Genomic DNA, 14,554 nt, shown 5'->3' with positions numbered 1-14,554 from the left:
GCCCCTCCCGTCCCGGCCCTGACCGGCAGCTGGAAGAAAACCGGCAGCTGAAAACTAGGCGGCGCGGGCGGGGGGGAGGCGGTCGCCATAGCCCTGCGGATGGGCGGCGCGCCAGGCATGGGCGGTGCGCACGATCTCCTCCAGCTCGGAATGCCGGGGGGCCCAGCCGGTCTCGGCGCGCAGCTTGGTGTTGGAGGCGACCAGCACCGCCGGGTCGCCCGGGCGGCGCGGGCCGATGCGGTGCGGCACCTTCAGGCCGGTGACGCGCTCGACCGTGTCGATCACCTCGCGCACCGAATAGCCGCTGCCATTGCCGACATTGTAGCGGGCGCTGGGCGCGCCGGCGCAGAGCCGGTCCATCACCCGCAGATGCGCATCCGCCAGGTCGGTCACATGCACATAGTCGCGCACGCAGGTGCCGTCCTTGGTGGGGTAGTCGGTGCCGAAGACGGTCAGCTCCGGCCCCAGGCCGAGCGCGGCGTTGATCGCCAGCGGGATCAGATGCGTCTCGGGGTCGTGGTCCTCGCCCAGGCGGCCCTGAGCGTCGGCGCCGGCGGCGTTGAAATAGCGCAGCGCGGCGGAGCGCAGCCCGTGCACGCGGCCCGCCCATTCCAGCCCGCGCTCGGCCATCAGCTTCGACTCGCCATAGGCGGAGGCGGGTAGCAGCGTCGCGCTCTCATCGATCGGCACGCGGTCGGGGAAGCCGAACAGCGCGGCGGTCGAGGACAGCACGAAGCGCAGGCAGCCGGCCTTGATGGCGGCATCCGCCACGTTCAGCGTGTTGGTCAGGTTCTCGGACAGGTAGCGCAGCGGGTCGCGCATGCTCTCCCCCACCAGGGAGAGGGCGGCGAAATGCAGCACCCCGTCGAATTTCCAGCCGGCGAAGACCTCCGCCACCCGGGCGCGGTCGGCCAGATCGGCCACCACCAGCTCCACCCCCTCGGGCACGGCGGCGCGGTGGCCCTGGCGCAAATCGTCGAGCACCACGACCTCGTCGCCACGCTCGACCAGGGCAAGCACGACATGGCTGCCGACATAGCCGGCCCCGCCGGTGACCAGGAAGCGTGCCATCACGGGATCCCTTGGCTGGAGAAATGCATCATCGCGCATGCTGCGCCGCAGCGCATGCGGAAATCGCCGCAGGCCTGGGCCGCATCCTACGCGCCGCGGCGGGGATTTCCGCGGCTTGCGCGGCAAGCGCCAGCGGCGCCGTTGTCAAACCGGCGTGAGACTAGAGGGCCAGTTCGACCTGCACGGGAACATGGTCGCTGGCCTGTGTCCAGCTGCGTGCGGCCTTGTGGATGTGGTGTCGGCGCAGCGCCCCGGCCAGGTCCTGGCTGACCCAGACATGGTCCAGCCGGCGGCCGCGGTCGGACGCCTCCCAGTCCCGCGCGCGGTAGGACCACCAAGTGTAGACCTTCTCCGGCGGCGGCACGAAATGGCGGATGGCGTCGTGCCAGGCGCCGGCCCGCTGCCATTCGGTCAGCGCCGCCACCTCCACCGGGGTGTGGGAGACGACGTCGAGCAGCTGCCTGTGGCTCCAGACATCGCATTCGAGCGGGGCGATGTTGAGGTCGCCCACCATCACGGCGCGCTTCGCCGGGCCGCGGGCGGCGTTCCAGGCGGTCGCCTCGGCGACGAAATCCAGCTTGTGGGCGAATTTCGGATTGGCCTCGCGGTCGGGGATGTCGCCGCCGGCGGGGACGTAGAAATCATGCAGCTCCAGCCCGCCCGGCAGGTCGAGATCGACGCCGACATGCCGGCAATCCCCCTTGGCGCACCAGTCGGGATCGTCATGGCGCAGCGCGAAGGGGATGCGGGAGAGGATGGCGGTGCCGTTATAGCCCTTCATGCCGCGCACCGCGCGATGGGCGTAGCCCAGCGCCGCCAGCGGTTCGTGCGGGAACAGCTCGTCCGGGCATTTGGTCTCCTGCAGGCAGACCACATCCGGCTCCAGCTCCTGCACCAGCCGCTGCAGCAGCGGCATGCGCAGGCGGACGGAATTGATGTTCCAGGTCAGCAGGCGAAGATTCGGCATGGCGCTACCTAAAGCGGGAGCCGCGCCGAGGGAAGCACGGATCCGGCGCAAGGCGGCCAGGCCGGCGCGGCGGCCGGCAAGCGAAATCGACAGGGGCCGCGCCGGCCGGCCCGCGCGGCGGCCCGGCCCCGCGCCGGAGGCAGGGGCCTGCGCCGGATGCAGGGCTCGCCGGGATGCGGGGCGGCCAAAAAGGCGGCGCCCGGTCTGGGGGAGACCGGGCGCCATGGGGGGGTATCATTCCTAGGGGAATGGTCGGGTGAGCCGGAGGGGAGCCGGTTCATCCACGGCTCAAGATGGCATCTCCGTGCGGAAATATAAGCATTTTCGCCCACAACTCAAAAACGTTTGAACGTAACAGATTGGCTCCAGGTGTTGCTATTCGGCCGCAAGCTGGGGCGTGGCCGCGTCCTGGGCGGCCCGGGCGGCGGAAAAGCGCCGCGCGGCGTTGCCGAAGGCCTCGAAGAGGCGGCGGGAGCGGACATCCTCGGCCCAGTCATACTCCGGATGCCATTGCACCCCGAGGGCGAAGCCGGCCGAGTCGCGCACATGGGCGGCCTCCACCGTGCCGTCCGGCGCCCAGGCTTCCGGCACCAGGCGCGGCGCGGCGCGGCAGACGGCCTGGTTGTGCAGCGAGTTCACCGGCACGGCGTCCGGCGACCAGTCGAGCCCCTGCCAGCAGCGCGCCAGCTCGGCATCCGGCAGCACCCGCACCGCATGCGCCTTGCCGGTGCGGATGCGCGGCAGCGGCTGGTCGGAGGGGGTGGAATGGTCCAGCCGCCCGGGCAGGTCCTGCACCCGCTGGTCCAGCGTGCCGCCGAGCGCCACGTTCAGCTCCTGGAAGCCGCGGCAGATGGCGAAGAGGGGCAGGCCGGCGGCCAGCGCGGCGCGGATCAGCGGCAGGGTGGTGGAATCGCGCGCCGGATCCTCCGGCGTGCCTTCCAGATGCGGCGGGCCGGCATAGAGGCCGGGCTGCACGTTGGAGCGGCTGCCGGTCAGCATCAGCCCGTCCAGCCGCGGCAGGATCTCCTGCACCACATCCTCGCCGGCGGCCGGGATCAGCAGCGGCACGCCGCCGATCGGGCCGAGCACGACCTTGATATAGTGGTCGGAGACCGCGTGGTTGGGCATGGCGAAGGCGCCGAAGGCCTTCATGCAGCAGGGGATGCCGATCAGGGGACGCATGGGCGAAACGTCGCGCCGCGAGGCGGCGCAATCAAGGCATTATTCCCGCATGTCCGTGGCGGCAGCCCTGCCCGCAGCGGGGGGCAGGGCGGCCGTATCGGCTAGCGCCCCTCGTTCTCGAAGAAGCTCGGGTCGTTGAAGGTGAAGAGGCGGCGGGGCAGGTTCATGCCGGTTTCCACCGCGTTGAGGGTGACGCGGGTCTGGCGGCCCTGGCCGTCGACCACCACCCATTGGCGCAGCTCCATGGGTTCCTCGGCGAAGATCAGGGTCAGGCTGCCTTCGGAGGGGGCGTCGCGGCGGCGGACGGTGACCTGCAGGAAGCCGCCCTGGCGCTGCACGCCGCGCACCTCGATATCGCCGCCGAAGCTGATGCGCGGGCGCAGCAGGAAGGCCAGCGGCGTGGAGGAGACGGGGACGATGCTGGGCTGGCGCAGCTCGCGGTCGTAGTAGAGGAACTGCCCGTCGGAGGCGACCAGCAGCAGGGGCTCGGGCGGGTCGTAGTCGAAGCGCATGCGGCCGGGGCGGGCGATGAAGGCGGTGCCTTCGGCCGAGCCGCCATTCTGGGCGATCTGCAGGAAGCGCGCGCGCAGGGTGGTGATGCTGTTCAGATAGGCCTCGGCGCGGGCCAGCAGCGCCTGCTGGTTCGGGACCGGGGTCTGGGCCAGGGCGGGCAGCGGCAGCAGGGCCAGGCCGGTGGCGATGAGGGTGCGACGCTTCATATCGATCTTTCGGCTGGCGTGGTGGGGCGGGGCCCTTTGCGTCTCAGCGCAAGGCCGCGCCCCGGGTTGCCTGCTGCGGATGTAATGCGCGCCCGCCCCCGCTTCCAGCGCCCCGCCTGGCCGGGAGACAGCGGCAGCCTGACAGAAAAAAGATGATGGGGGTCCGGGGGAAGAATTCATTCTTCCCCTGACTTCCCCCGGCTTCCCCCGGTGTCACATCGGCCCGCCCTTGACCGCCGAGGCGTTGAGCGAGGGGAAGCGCCGCGCATCCGGCAGCTGGTAGTGCCACCATTCCAGCCGGTAGTGATCCCAGCCCGCGGCCGTCATCAGCCCGAGCAGGAGTGCGCGGTTGCGCTGGTCCTCGATGGGCACGCCGGGGTGGCCATGGGCGCTTTCCTCCTCGGTGGCGTCGAATCCGGTGCCCATGGGCAGTTCGGCGCCGGTCGCCGCGTCGCAGAGGGTGAGGTCCACCGCTGCGCCGCGCGGATGCACGCCGCCGGCGCGCGGATCGGCGACGAAGCGCTTGTCGATGACGGCGTGCCAGAGCGCCCATTGCGCCTCCATCGGCCGGAAGGCGTCGAAGAGCTTCAGCCGCAGGCCGAGCCGTGCCGCCGCGTCGCGCGCGGCGAACAGGCGCTGCCGCGCCTCGGGCAGCAGCAGGGCGACGGGGCGGGTGTAGATCGGTCGCCCCGTCAGATTGTCGGCGGTGGCGTAGCGGAGGTCGAGCAGGACGCCATCGGCGTCGGTCACGGGCAGCAGCATGGGCCGCATCCTGCCATCGCGGCGCGGTTCCGTCGCCGGCCGTTCTGGCCTATGAGCCGCGCATGCGGATCCTGGCATTGGACGGCGCGCTGGCGCGGGCCTCGGCGGCGGTGTGGGTGGAGGGGCGCGTGGCGGCCTCCGCCCTGGCGGAGGGTGCGCGCGGCCAGGCGGTGGCGCTGCCGCCGATGGTGGCGCGGGTGCTGGCCGAGGCCGGGCTGCGCGCGACGGAGCTGGATGCGGTGGCGGCGGTGGTGGGGCCGGGCGGCTTCACCGGGCTGCGCGCGGCGCTGGCGCTGGCGCAGGGGCTGGCGCTGGCGGCGGGCTGCCCCGCGATCGGCGTCTCCACCGGCGAGGCGCTGGCCGCCGGGCTGCCGGAGGAGGTGCGCGCGGCGCGGGAGGTCTGGTCGGTCACCGACACCAAGCGCGGGCGGGTGCTGCTGGAGCGCATCGCGCCCGGCGCATGGGCGGCGCTGGCGCCGCCGGCGCCCTATGCGCTGGAGGATCTGCCGCGGCCTTCGGGCCCGGTGGCGCTGGTGGGCGATGCGGCGGCGCTGGCGGCCGAGGCGCTGCAAGGCCGCGGCGATGTGCTGCTGACCGGGGCGCTGCTGCCGGAGGCCGGCCATGTGGCGGCCGTTGCCGCGCGGCGCCTGGCGGGTGAATTGCCGCCGCGCGCGGCGCTGCCGCTCTATGTCGAGCCGCCGGCGGTGCGCCTGCCGGGCGGCGCGGCGCCGGGCTGAGGCCGCCGGTGGCGGCGCTGCGCGGCGCGGGGCTCGCCGATCTTCCCGCAATGGCGGCGCTGCACGCGGCCGCCTTCCCGCCCGCCGATCGCTGGGGGGAGGAGGCGCTGCGGCTGATGCTGGAGATGCCGGGCGCCTGCGGCCTGCTGGTGGCGGCGGCGGAGGATGCGCCGCCTTCCGGCTTCATCCTGATCCGGGTGGCGGCCGATGAGGCGGAGGTGCTGACGCTGGCGGTGCATCCGGCGGCGCGGCGCCAGGGGTTCGGCCTCGCCCTGCTGGAGACGGCGATGGCGGCCGCCCTGGCGCAGGGAGCGGAGCGCCTGTTCCTGGAGGTCTCGGTGGCGAATGCCGGGGCGCAGGCGCTCTACGCCGCCGCGGGCTTCGCCGAGGCCGGGCGGCGGCGGCGCTACTACCCGGATGGCAGCGACGCGCTGGTGCTCAGCCGGGGGCTTTGCGCAGCCTGAGGTGGGTGGTGCCGTCGGGCAGATCCTCCTGGCTCAGCACGATGTGGCCCTGCTCGGCGGCGGTGCGCGGGATATTGGTGCGCGGCTCCTCGCCCCGCAGCTGCACCAGCAGAATCTCCCCCGGCGCCATGCGGTCCAGCGCGAGGCGGGTGCGGACGAAGGTCATGGGGCAAGTCTCGGCGGTGATATCGATCGCGCGGTCGTAGAGATTTTCTTGACGGCCTGTATTGTTGGACATGATCGGTCTTTCGCGATTGCGGCCTGTTTTGCCGTTGCGGGAGAGTGTGGTCAGCCGATATGGTCGCGCAAGTCACGGCAGCACAGGCGTGCTGATTCGACCGGGCGCTATGCATGAGGTTCAGGGATGTCCGAAGAACAAGGCGGGCGTGAACTACTGGGGCTGACGGCGCAGATTGTCGCCGCGCATGTCTCGAACAATTCGGTTCCGCTGACCGATGTGCCCTCCCTGATCGAGCAGGTGCACCGCACCCTCTCGGGCCTCGGCAGCGCACCGGTGGCGGCCTCGGTGCCGGCGGAGCGGCCGCAGCCGGCCGTGCCGGTGAAGAAGTCGGTCACCGACGAGTATCTGGTGTGCCTCGAGGACGGCAAGAAGCTGAAAATGCTGAAGCGCCACCTCAAGACCGCTTATGACATGACGCCCGAGCAGTATCGCGAGCGCTGGGGCCTGCCGGCCGACTACCCGATGGTGGCGCCGAACTACGCCAAGCACCGCTCCTCCCTGGCCAAGCGGATCGGGCTCGGCACCAAGCCGCGCGGCGGCCGCCCGCGGCGCAACGCCGAGGCCTGAGGCCGGGGCCGCCTCCGCGGGCACGCCCCGCGGATGCAAGGGCGCGGCCGCCGCCGCGCCGATTCGCCCGCTCCGGCGGTGCCTTGCCTTGCCGCCCGGTTGGTGGCATGGGCGGGCCGCACCGCCGCCCGGCCTTCCGGCGGGCGGCACCCTGGCGGGCATTGGGGCAGGGCATTGGGCCGCGCGCCCGGCCATGTCATAAAGGCGCCAGGGACCCCTCCCGGCCCTTCCCGCCCTGCCCGGCGGGGCGGCCGGGCGCCCGCCTGCCATCACTCCGCCAGCTCCGTCCGGGCCGGCCCAGGAGAGCAACCGACCACCCCATGGACACGCGCACCGACACGCCCCGCCCCGCCGAAGACGACAAGCCCGATCCGCTGCGGATCGAGCGGCTCTGCGTCGAGCGCGGGCTGAAGATGACCGGGCAGCGCCGGCTGATCGCGCGCGTGCTGTCCGAGGCGGTGGACCACCCGGATGTGGAGGAGCTGTATCGGCGCGCGCTCGCGCTCGATTCCCGCGTCTCCATCGCCACCGTCTACCGCACGGTGCGGCTGCTGGAGGAGAAGGGCATCCTCGAGCGGCATGATTTCGGCGGTGGCCGCGCCCGCTACGAGGCCACCGACCATGGCCACCACTACCACCTGATCGATGTGGAATCCGGCAAGGTGATCGAGTTCTCCGACGAGCAGCACGAGGCCCTGGCCAAGGCGATCGCCGCGCGGCTGGGCTTCCAGCTGGTCGGCCACCGGCTGGAGCTGTTCGGCCGCCGCGCCGCCCCCGAGGGCACGGGCAGCGCCGGCAAGCGCGCCCCGCGCCGCCGTGGCGGTGAGACGGCATGAGCGAGGCCGGCTTCGGCGAGCTGCGCAGCGGCCCGCTCGGCGTCCGGATCGCCACCAGCGCGGCCGAGATCGACGCCGCCCAGGCGCTGCGCTACCGCGTCTTCTATGATGAGATGGGCGCGCATCCGGATGCCGAGACGGCCTCCAGCCGGCGCGACCGCGACCATTTCGACGAGGTCGCCGACCATCTCCTGGTGCTCGACCACAATCTGGGCGAGGGCGTCGAGAATGTCGTGGGCACCTACCGGCTGATCCGCAGCCAGGCGGCGGCGCGGGTGGGCGGCTTCTACTCCGCCTCGGAATACGACCTGGCGCCGCTGATCCAAAATGGCGGCAATCTGCTGGAGCTCGGCCGCTCCTGCGTCGATGTGGAATACCGCAACCGCGCCGCCATGCAGCTGCTGTGGTCGGGCATCGCGGCTTACGTCTCGGTGCATGGCATCGACCTGATGTTCGGCTGCGCCAGCCTGCACGGCACCGATCTGGACCAGCTGGCGCAGCAGCTGAGCTATCTGCACGCCAACCACCTGGCGCCCGAGCCGCTGCGCCCGCGCGCCCTGCCGGAGCGCTTCGTGCCGATGGACCGGCTGGCCCCGGACGCGGTCGACCCGCGCCAGGCGCTGGCCGAGCTGGCGCCGCTGGTGAAGGGCTATCTGCGGCTGGGCGGCTTCGTCGGCGACGGCGCGGTGATCGACACCCAGTTCAACACCACCGATGTCTGCATCGTGGTGAAGACCGACCTGGTGACGCAGAAATACTCCCGCCACTATGAGCGGCACCGCGGCGCCAAGGAGTAGCCGCGCGTAGCGCCGCAGCCCGGCCCTGGCCGCGCCGCGGGGGCCGGGCTTTCGTTGCGCACAGCACAATGTCATGGCCGCGCAATGGCAGCGTCATTGTGGTGCCGCCGAGGCTCGGCTATCGGCTGATGTCATGCAGGCCATCGCCCGTTCCCCGCTGGATGACGCCGCCCCGCGCCCCCGCCGGCGCACCAGCCCGCCGCCGCTGCGGCGCGCCCCCGGCAGCTTCGGGGAAATCCTGGGCGACAGCCCGCGCCCGGTCGCCGGGCGGCTGCGCGCCATCCGCCGCATCGCCACCGTGCTGCTCTGGACGCTGCTCTGCATCCCCGTCCAGGCGGTGCTGCTGGCCCTGCCGGGCGAGGGCAAGATCCGCTTCGCCCGGCTCTACCACGCGGTGCTGTGCCGGCTGATCGGGCTCAAGGTGGTGGTGGTCGGCCAGCCGGCGCGCGGCCGGCCGGTGATGTACCTGTCCAACCATTCCTCCTGGCTCGACATCCTGGTGCTGGGCGGCGTGCTGGAGGCGGTGTTCGTCGCCAAGGCCGAGGTCGGCACCTGGCCGGTGGTGCGCACCGTCGCGCGGCTCGGGCGCACCGTCTTCGTCAGCCGCTCCCGCGGCCGCACCGGCAGCGAGGCCGAGGCGATGCGCGAACGCCTGCGCCAGGGCGACAGCATGATCCTGTTCCCCGAAGGCACCAGCAATGACGGCACGCGCGTGCTGCCCTTCCGCTCCTCCTTCCTGGCGGTGGCGGATGCGGCGCGGCAGGTGCAGCCGGTCTCGGTGGTCTATGACCGGCTGGGCGGCCTGCCGGCCTGCCGGCGCGACCGGCCGCATTTCGCCTGGTATGGCGACATGGATATCGGCAGCCATTTCTGGCGCCTGGCGCGCCGCCCCGGCGGCCGCGCCACCGTGCTGCTGCACGAGCCGGTGGACCCGCGCGACTTCGCCAACCGCAAGGCACTGACGGCGGCGGTGGAACGCGCCGTCGCCGAGGGCGCGGCGGATCTGCGGCAGAACCGCGCGCCGCTGCCGCGCCGGGTGCAGTAAGGCAAGGCTCAGGGAAAGCGGTTCTTTTTTGGAAAAAAGAACCAAAAAACCTTTCTCAGCTTGGCGTCCCGCCCCACGGGAGAGCTGCGCCCCACCGTGACGGGAGACGCCGGCCCGCGCACCGCGTCCCGCTTCAACGGGAGACGGCGGCAGCACGAAAAAATCAATCTATGGGGGCGAGGCTTTTGATCAGGTCGAAGACGCGCTTGCGCACCGAGGGCTCGGTGATGCGGTAATAGGCGCGCACCAGCTCCAGCGTCTCGCGCTTGTGCAGCGTGTCGTCCTCGAAGCCTTCCTGCTGCTCGGCAAAGCCGCCCATGCGGGCGCGCAAGGCGGTCTGGCCGCCCATCGCATCCGGCATGTCGTCGAAGAAGAAGCCGATCGGCACGTCCAGCACGCGGGCCAGGTCGAACAGCCGGCTGGCGCCGATCCGGTTCACGCCGCGCTCGTATTTCTGCACCTGCTGGAAGGTCAGCCCCAGCGCCTCGCCCAGCTTCTCCTGGCTCATGCCCAGCAGGGTACGGCGCAGGCGGACACGGCTGCCGACATGCACGTCGATGGGGCTGGGGCGATGCTCGCGCTCGCCCTTCTCCGTCAGGTCATCGCTCGGCATCGCCGCTCCTTCGCACGGGAAGAGTGACGGAACGGCCGGGCGCGACCTCCTGCCGCAACCGCTCTGGCGTCCCCGCGGAGCTGGCACGACCCCGCTTCGCGCAATTTTCTTAAACTGGACAGTAGCAAACTGTCAACTCTTTCGAGAATTCTCATTTATGCGACAACCCCACCGGGTTTTTCCGCCGCCCCGACAGCAAGGGGAGGAGCAATGCAACCGACAGGACAAGCGCCGCCGGCAGCAGGGCCGTCACATTCCCCCATCGCGCGAAGATCCCCGGCGGAAGGGCGCCCGGCAGCGGCGCCAGCACGCTGCCGCCCTGGCCGAGGCCGAGTCGCGCCACCTGCCGCCCCTTGGCGTCGAACACCGCCGAGACGCCGGTCTGCGCCGCGCGGGCCAGCGGCAGGGCTTCCTCCACCGCGCGCAGCCGCGCCGCCGCCAGGTGCTGGAAGGGGCCGGCGGAGTAGCCGAACCAGGCGTCATTGGTGACGTTCAGCAGCCAGGCCGGGCGGTCGGCCGGGGTGACGGCGGCGGGGAAGATGACCTCGTAGCAGATCAGCGGGCTGAAGGCCGGCAGGCCGGCCGGCGCCATCGCCACCGGGCCGGGGCCGGCGGCGAAATCCACCGCCCCCTGCACCACGCGGATCGGGATCAGCCCGCGCAGCGGCATGTACTCGCCGAAGGGCACCAGATGCGCCTTGTCATAGGTGCCGAGCAGCCGCGCCTGCGCATCCACGGCCGAGAGGCTGTTGTAGAGATGGCGCAGCTGGCCCTGCGCGTCCCATTCGGCGCGCACCGAGCCCGCCAGCAGCACCGCCTGCGGCGGCAGCACCTGCGCCGCATAGCCGCGCGCCGCCTCGTCCTGCGGCAGCAGGAAGGGGCTGGCCGTCTCCGGCCAGATCACCGCCAGCGGGCGGTCGGTGGGGGCGGCGGCGGCGCCCTCCCGCGTCAGCTCCAGATAGCGGCGGAAGATCGGCCAGCGCTGGTCCTCGCGCCATTTCGCCTCCTGCTGGATGTTGCCCTGCACCAGCAGCAGGTTGACGCCGGGCGCCTCGGGCTCGGCCGTGCCATGCAGCCGCCAGGCGGAGAGCCCGCCCAGCAGCGCCAGCGCCGCGACGCCGCCGGCCATGGCGCGGCGGCCGAGCGCGGGCAGGGCGGCCAGCAGCAGCGTCGCCAGCGTCAGCCCATGCATGCCGACCAGGGCCGCGCCCTGCAGCGGCAGCGCGTCGAAGGCCCAGACGGTGCCGATGGCGTTCCAGGGGAAGCCGGTGAAGAGCAGCCCGCGCAGCCATTCCAGCAGGGTCCAGCCGCCGGCCAGCGCCAGAGCGCGCGGCCAGCCAGGCCGCGCCTGCCAGGCCAGCAGCGCCGTCAGCGCCAGATAGGCGGCCAGCGGCAGGGCGAGGCCGGGTACCGCGACCGGCACCAGCCAGCCCCAGCGCCAGGGATCGGTCAGCAGCGCGTGGCTGATCCAGTACAGCCCGGCGATGTGGTGCCCCCAGCCGAAGACGAAGCCGAGCAGCGCCGCCCGCCGCGCCGAGCCCGCGCCATCCAGCAGCGCCAGCAGGCCGGGAATGGCCAGCAGCAGCACCGGGACGAGGTAGAGCGGCGGCAGGGCGAGGGCCGAGAGCAGGCCGAGCAGGAAGGCGGCCAGCAGGGAGCGGCGGCCCGTCAGCAGCGAAAGCTTGGTCAGCAAGGGGAGGGGGGTTCCGTCGCGCGAGGGGCGGCGGGGTCCGGAAGGGGCGCGCCCTTCCGGAGCTTGCGCCGGGGGGCCAGTATCCCCCCGGAGCGGGTCCGCAGGCAAATCCCCGGGGCAGGCCCCAGGGCAGGCCCCAGGGTAGGCCCCAGGGTAGGCCCCAGGGCAGGCCCCAGGAGGGCAGGCCCCGGGGCAGCCGGCCGGCCCATCGCTCTATTCGGCGGCGGCCTGGGCGGCCGGGGCGCCGGTGCCGGTCCCGGTGCCGGGGCGGCGCACCCGCAGCCGGCGGATGCGACGCGGATCGGCCTCCAGCACACGGAATTCCAGGCCCGAGCCGTGCGAGACCAGCTCGCCCCGCGCCGGCACGCGCCCGGCCAGGGTGAAGACCAGGCCGCCCACCGTGTCGATATCCTGCTCGCGCTCCTCCTCGGTCAGCACGGCGCCGAGCTTCTGCTCGAAGGTCTCGATCGGGGTGCGGGCATCGATGTCGATCAGCCCGTCGGGCCGCTCGACGATCTGCGGCGCGGCATCCTCGTCATGCTCGTCGGAGATGTCGCCGGTGATGGTCTCGACCAGATCCTCGATGGTGACGAGGCCGTCGATGCCGCCATATTCGTCGACCACCAGCGCCAGATGCATGCGCGCCTGGCGCATCTGCAGCAGCAGGTCGAGCACGGGCACCGAGGGCACGACAAACAGCGGCTTGCGCAGCACGGCGGCCATGCTGAACGGCGCCTCGCGGCCGACGCTCGCGAAAACGTCCTTGATGTGGACCATGCCGACAATGTCGTCGAGCTGGCCGCGATAGACCGGGAAGCGGCTATGCCCCTCGCGCTGGATCAGGCGGATGGCCTGCTCCAGCGTCAGGTCTTCCGGCATGGCGACGATGTCGGCGCGCGGCACCATCACGTCATTGGCGGTCTTGCCGCGCAGCTTCAGCACGTTGCGCAGCATGGCGCGCTCCTGCGCGTCCAGCTCCGGCCGCGGCGCGCCATTGCCCGGCTCGTGGTGTTCGTGATGCTCGCGGCCCTCGACCAGGGCTTCCACCTGGTCGCGCACGCTCTCGGCGCTGCGGCGGCGCAGCAGCCCCTGGAGGCGCCAGAGCAGGCCCTCGCGTTCCTCGCGATTCGATCCGCTCACAGCACGCCTCTCCACGGGTTGGGCAGGGCCAGGCGCCGCATGATGCGGGCCTCGGCCCGCTCCATGCGGCGGGCCTCGCCGGCCTGGATGTGATCATGGCCGCCCAAATGCAGCGTGCCATGCGCGACCAGATGCGCCAGATGCGCGGCGACCCGGCGCTTCGCGGCACGGGCCTCCCGCCGCACCACGCCGAGGGCGAGGGCGATGTCGCCGAGATGGCCGAAGCCCTCGCCGGGGAAGGACAGGACGTTGGTGGGCTTGACCTTGTTGCGGTGCTCGCCGTTCAACCGCTTGACGGAGCGGTCATCGGTCAGCAGCACGGTCATGGCGCCGGCGGGCGCTCCGGGCGGCGCCTGGTCCAGGGGAAAGCCATCCTCGGCCATTTCGGCCCAGGCCGCCTCGGCGGCGCGGCGCGCCAGGCGCTCGGCCCGCGGCACGGCGGCGCGCCAGGCGGGGCTTTCGACAATCACGACCACGTCCGGACAGGCCTGCCTGGCCCGCCCGGTTCGCTTGGAGTGAGCAGGCCCGACCGCGCTAGAGCGGCCGGGCGTTCGACTTCCCGGTTCCATCATTCTCCTTCCTGCCGCGCGGGGGGAGTCCCGTCGCGGCGCCGTGCGCCCAGCGGGGGCCGGCCATAGGAGGCCCGGCCCGTGCCGCCGGCCTGCGACCCCGGATGGGTCGCCGCGGCACTCTGATCCGCCTGATTATAGGCAGCCACGATGCGCGCCACCAGCGGATGCCGCACCACATCGCCCTCGGCGAAGTGGGCCATGCCGATTCCCTCCACCCCCTGCAGGATGGACAGCGCCTCCACCAGGCCGGATTTCTGGCCCGGCGGCAGGTCCACCTGGGTGGGGTCGCCGGTGATCACCATGCGCGTGCCCTCGCCCATGCGGGTCAGGAACATTTTTATCTGCGCCGGCGTGGTGTTCTGGGCCTCGTCCAGGATGGCGTAGCAATGCGCCAGCGTCCGGCCACGCATGAAGGCCAGCGGCGCGATCTCGATCTCGCCCGAGGCGATGCGGCGCTGCACCTGGTCGGCCGGCATCATGTCGTTCAGCGCGTCATAGAGCGGGCGGAGATAGGGATCGACCTTCTCCTTCATGTCGCCCGGCAGGAAGCCCAGGCGCTCGCCGGCCTCGACCGCGGGGCGCGACAGCACGATGCGGTCCACCCGGCCGGCCAGCAGCAGGGCCACGCCCTGGGCGACCGCCAGATAGGTCTTGCCGGTGCCGGCGGGGCCGATGCCGAACACCATGTCCCGCTTGGCCAGCATGTCGATATAGGCGGCCTGGGCGTGGCTGCGCGGCGCGACCGCCCCCTTGCGGGTGCGGATCGCCGGCAGATCGGCCAGCGGCAGGCGTGGCTCGCTGCGCGATTCGCCCCGGGACTCGCCGCGCGGCTCGGGCGCGCCCTCGGCCAGGCGCAGCGCCGCCTCCACCTCCGCCATGCCGACCGGGTCGCCGCGCTCCAGCTGCCGCCACAGGATGCGCAGCGCGGCTTCCGCGATCTGCGCGCCCTCCGACGGGCCGATGATCGACAGCCGGTTGCCGCGGCTGGCCAGCCGGACACCCAATCGCTGCTCGATCCGCGCCAGGTGCCGGTCATGCTCACCGAACAGCAGCGGCAGCAGGGCATTGTCGTCGAATTGCAGGGTCACGGTGCGGGCGGCGGAGACACTCTCCGCCGGGCGGGCCATGGCGCGGGGGTCGGCGCGGAG

General features: G+C 72.4%; 17 protein-coding genes. 6 read left to right on the top strand and 11 right to left on the bottom strand.

Annotation, left to right across the window (positions count from 1 at the left end; genetic code table 11):
• Nucleotides 1-54: 54 nt before the first annotated feature.
• From galE to ddpX, 5 genes are all read right to left on the bottom strand, one after another.
• Nucleotides 55-1,071, bottom strand: coding sequence for a UDP-glucose 4-epimerase GalE (gene galE, locus QE401_RS15615; RefSeq protein WP_307139087.1), 1,017 nt, complete (start codon nucleotides 1,069-1,071; stop codon nucleotides 55-57).
• A gap of 160 nt (nucleotides 1,072-1,231) precedes the next feature.
• Nucleotides 1,232-2,038: an exodeoxyribonuclease III gene (locus QE401_RS15610; RefSeq protein ID WP_307139086.1), complete on the bottom strand. Its 807-nt coding sequence runs from the start codon at nucleotides 2,036-2,038 to the stop codon at nucleotides 1,232-1,234.
• 375 nt (nucleotides 2,039-2,413) lie between these two features.
• Nucleotides 2,414-3,220 carry a gamma-glutamyl-gamma-aminobutyrate hydrolase family protein gene (locus QE401_RS15605; protein WP_307139085.1) on the bottom strand — a complete coding sequence of 269 codons (807 nt, stop codon included), beginning with the start codon at nucleotides 3,218-3,220 and terminating at the stop codon, nucleotides 2,414-2,416.
• 101 nt (nucleotides 3,221-3,321) lie between these two features.
• Complete coding sequence (locus tag QE401_RS15600; RefSeq protein WP_307139084.1) at nucleotides 3,322-3,939, bottom strand: LolA family protein; 618 nt, start codon at nucleotides 3,937-3,939, stop codon at nucleotides 3,322-3,324.
• Between the two features lie 213 nt (nucleotides 3,940-4,152).
• Nucleotides 4,153-4,701: a D-alanyl-D-alanine dipeptidase gene (gene ddpX, locus QE401_RS15595; protein ID WP_307139083.1), complete on the bottom strand. Its 549-nt coding sequence runs from the start codon at nucleotides 4,699-4,701 to the stop codon at nucleotides 4,153-4,155.
• 62 nt (nucleotides 4,702-4,763) lie between these two features.
• On the opposite strand from ddpX, the gene tsaB reads away from it, so the two are divergent.
• The gene (gene tsaB, locus QE401_RS15590; RefSeq protein WP_307139082.1) at nucleotides 4,764-5,438 is read left to right on the top strand and encodes a tRNA (adenosine(37)-N6)-threonylcarbamoyltransferase complex dimerization subunit type 1 TsaB; all 675 of its coding nucleotides are present in this window, start codon (nucleotides 4,764-4,766) and stop codon (nucleotides 5,436-5,438) included.
• Between the two features lie 8 nt (nucleotides 5,439-5,446).
• Nucleotides 5,447-5,902, top strand: a complete 456-nt coding sequence (gene rimI / locus QE401_RS15585) for a ribosomal protein S18-alanine N-acetyltransferase (protein ID WP_307139081.1) — start codon at nucleotides 5,447-5,449, stop codon at nucleotides 5,900-5,902.
• Here rimI and QE401_RS15580 read toward each other — a convergent pair.
• Complete coding sequence (locus QE401_RS15580) at nucleotides 5,877-6,140, bottom strand: sulfurtransferase TusA family protein (protein WP_307139080.1); 264 nt, start codon at nucleotides 6,138-6,140, stop codon at nucleotides 5,877-5,879. The genes rimI and QE401_RS15580 overlap by 26 nt on opposite strands.
• Before the next feature lie 126 nt (nucleotides 6,141-6,266).
• On the opposite strand from QE401_RS15580, the gene QE401_RS15575 reads away from it, so the two are divergent.
• From QE401_RS15575 to QE401_RS15560, 4 genes are all read left to right on the top strand, one after another.
• Nucleotides 6,267-6,710 (top strand): Ros/MucR family transcriptional regulator, encoded by a 444-nt coding sequence (locus tag QE401_RS15575; protein ID WP_307139079.1) that lies wholly within the window; start codon nucleotides 6,267-6,269, stop codon nucleotides 6,708-6,710.
• A 320-nt stretch (nucleotides 6,711-7,030) separates the two neighbouring features.
• Nucleotides 7,031-7,546, top strand: coding sequence for a Fur family transcriptional regulator (locus QE401_RS15570; protein WP_307139078.1), 516 nt, complete (start codon nucleotides 7,031-7,033; stop codon nucleotides 7,544-7,546).
• A complete protein-coding gene (locus tag QE401_RS15565) occupies nucleotides 7,543-8,343 on the top strand; it encodes a GNAT family N-acetyltransferase (protein ID WP_307139077.1) in 801 nt (266 codons plus the stop codon). Before QE401_RS15570 ends, QE401_RS15565 begins: the two co-directional genes overlap by 4 nt.
• Before the next feature lie 133 nt (nucleotides 8,344-8,476).
• Nucleotides 8,477-9,388 (top strand): lysophospholipid acyltransferase family protein, encoded by a 912-nt coding sequence (locus QE401_RS15560; protein ID WP_307139076.1) that lies wholly within the window; start codon nucleotides 8,477-8,479, stop codon nucleotides 9,386-9,388.
• Nucleotides 9,389-9,551: 163 nt separating this feature from the next.
• Here the strand turns inward: QE401_RS15560 and QE401_RS15555 are convergent, their stop codons facing one another.
• The 5 genes from QE401_RS15555 to QE401_RS15535 all read right to left on the bottom strand — a co-directional run bounded on the left by QE401_RS15555 (nucleotide 9,552) and on the right by QE401_RS15535 (nucleotide 14,533).
• Entirely contained in the window at nucleotides 9,552-10,001 is a 450-nt protein-coding gene (locus QE401_RS15555) for a helix-turn-helix domain-containing protein (protein ID WP_307139075.1), read from the bottom strand.
• Between the two features lie 151 nt (nucleotides 10,002-10,152).
• Nucleotides 10,153-11,694: an apolipoprotein N-acyltransferase gene (gene lnt, locus QE401_RS15550; RefSeq protein ID WP_307139074.1), complete on the bottom strand. Its 1,542-nt coding sequence runs from the start codon at nucleotides 11,692-11,694 to the stop codon at nucleotides 10,153-10,155.
• 213 nt (nucleotides 11,695-11,907) lie between these two features.
• Complete coding sequence (locus tag QE401_RS15545) at nucleotides 11,908-12,834, bottom strand: hemolysin family protein (RefSeq protein WP_307139073.1); 927 nt, start codon at nucleotides 12,832-12,834, stop codon at nucleotides 11,908-11,910.
• Complete coding sequence (gene ybeY / locus QE401_RS15540; RefSeq protein ID WP_307139072.1) at nucleotides 12,831-13,310, bottom strand: rRNA maturation RNase YbeY; 480 nt, start codon at nucleotides 13,308-13,310, stop codon at nucleotides 12,831-12,833. Before ybeY ends, QE401_RS15545 begins: the two co-directional genes overlap by 4 nt.
• A 92-nt stretch (nucleotides 13,311-13,402) precedes the next feature.
• A complete protein-coding gene (locus QE401_RS15535) occupies nucleotides 13,403-14,533 on the bottom strand; it encodes a PhoH family protein (protein ID WP_307140256.1) in 1,131 nt (376 codons plus the stop codon).
• Nucleotides 14,534-14,554: the final 21 nt, after the last annotated feature.

The organism is Pseudoroseomonas cervicalis, from assembly GCF_030818485.1.
In the GTDB taxonomy this organism is placed as follows: Bacteria; Pseudomonadota; Alphaproteobacteria; order Acetobacterales; family Acetobacteraceae; genus Pseudoroseomonas; species Pseudoroseomonas cervicalis_A.
Note: the sequence above shows the minus strand (reverse complement) of the source record. Positions and strands in the feature narration are given on the sequence as shown.

Bases quoted from the DNA above. Each gene is read 5' to 3' on its own strand.
- QE401_RS15605 (WP_307139085.1), bottom strand. From the start codon at position 3,220: ATGCGTCCCCTGATCGGCATCCCCTGCTGCATGAAGGCCTTCGGCGCC.
- QE401_RS15580 (WP_307139080.1), bottom strand. From the start codon at position 6,140: ATGTCCAACAATACAGGCCGTCAAGAAAATCTCTACGACCGCGCGATC.
- galE (WP_307139087.1), bottom strand. From the start codon at position 1,071: ATGGCACGCTTCCTGGTCACCGGCGGGGCCGGCTATGTCGGCAGCCAT.
- QE401_RS15610 (WP_307139086.1), bottom strand. From the start codon at position 2,038: ATGCCGAATCTTCGCCTGCTGACCTGGAACATCAATTCCGTCCGCCTG.
- QE401_RS15575 (WP_307139079.1), top strand. From the start codon at position 6,267: ATGTCCGAAGAACAAGGCGGGCGTGAACTACTGGGGCTGACGGCGCAG.
- tsaB (WP_307139082.1), top strand. From the start codon at position 4,764: ATGCGGATCCTGGCATTGGACGGCGCGCTGGCGCGGGCCTCGGCGGCG.
- QE401_RS15535 (WP_307140256.1), bottom strand. From the start codon at position 14,533: ATGGCCCGCCCGGCGGAGAGTGTCTCCGCCGCCCGCACCGTGACCCTG.
- QE401_RS15560 (WP_307139076.1), top strand. From the start codon at position 8,477: ATGCAGGCCATCGCCCGTTCCCCGCTGGATGACGCCGCCCCGCGCCCC.
- QE401_RS15555 (WP_307139075.1), bottom strand. From the start codon at position 10,001: ATGCCGAGCGATGACCTGACGGAGAAGGGCGAGCGCGAGCATCGCCCC.
- QE401_RS15565 (WP_307139077.1), top strand. From the start codon at position 7,543: ATGAGCGAGGCCGGCTTCGGCGAGCTGCGCAGCGGCCCGCTCGGCGTC.
- QE401_RS15570 (WP_307139078.1), top strand. From the start codon at position 7,031: ATGGACACGCGCACCGACACGCCCCGCCCCGCCGAAGACGACAAGCCC.
- ddpX (WP_307139083.1), bottom strand. From the start codon at position 4,701: ATGCTGCTGCCCGTGACCGACGCCGATGGCGTCCTGCTCGACCTCCGC.
- QE401_RS15600 (WP_307139084.1), bottom strand. From the start codon at position 3,939: ATGAAGCGTCGCACCCTCATCGCCACCGGCCTGGCCCTGCTGCCGCTG.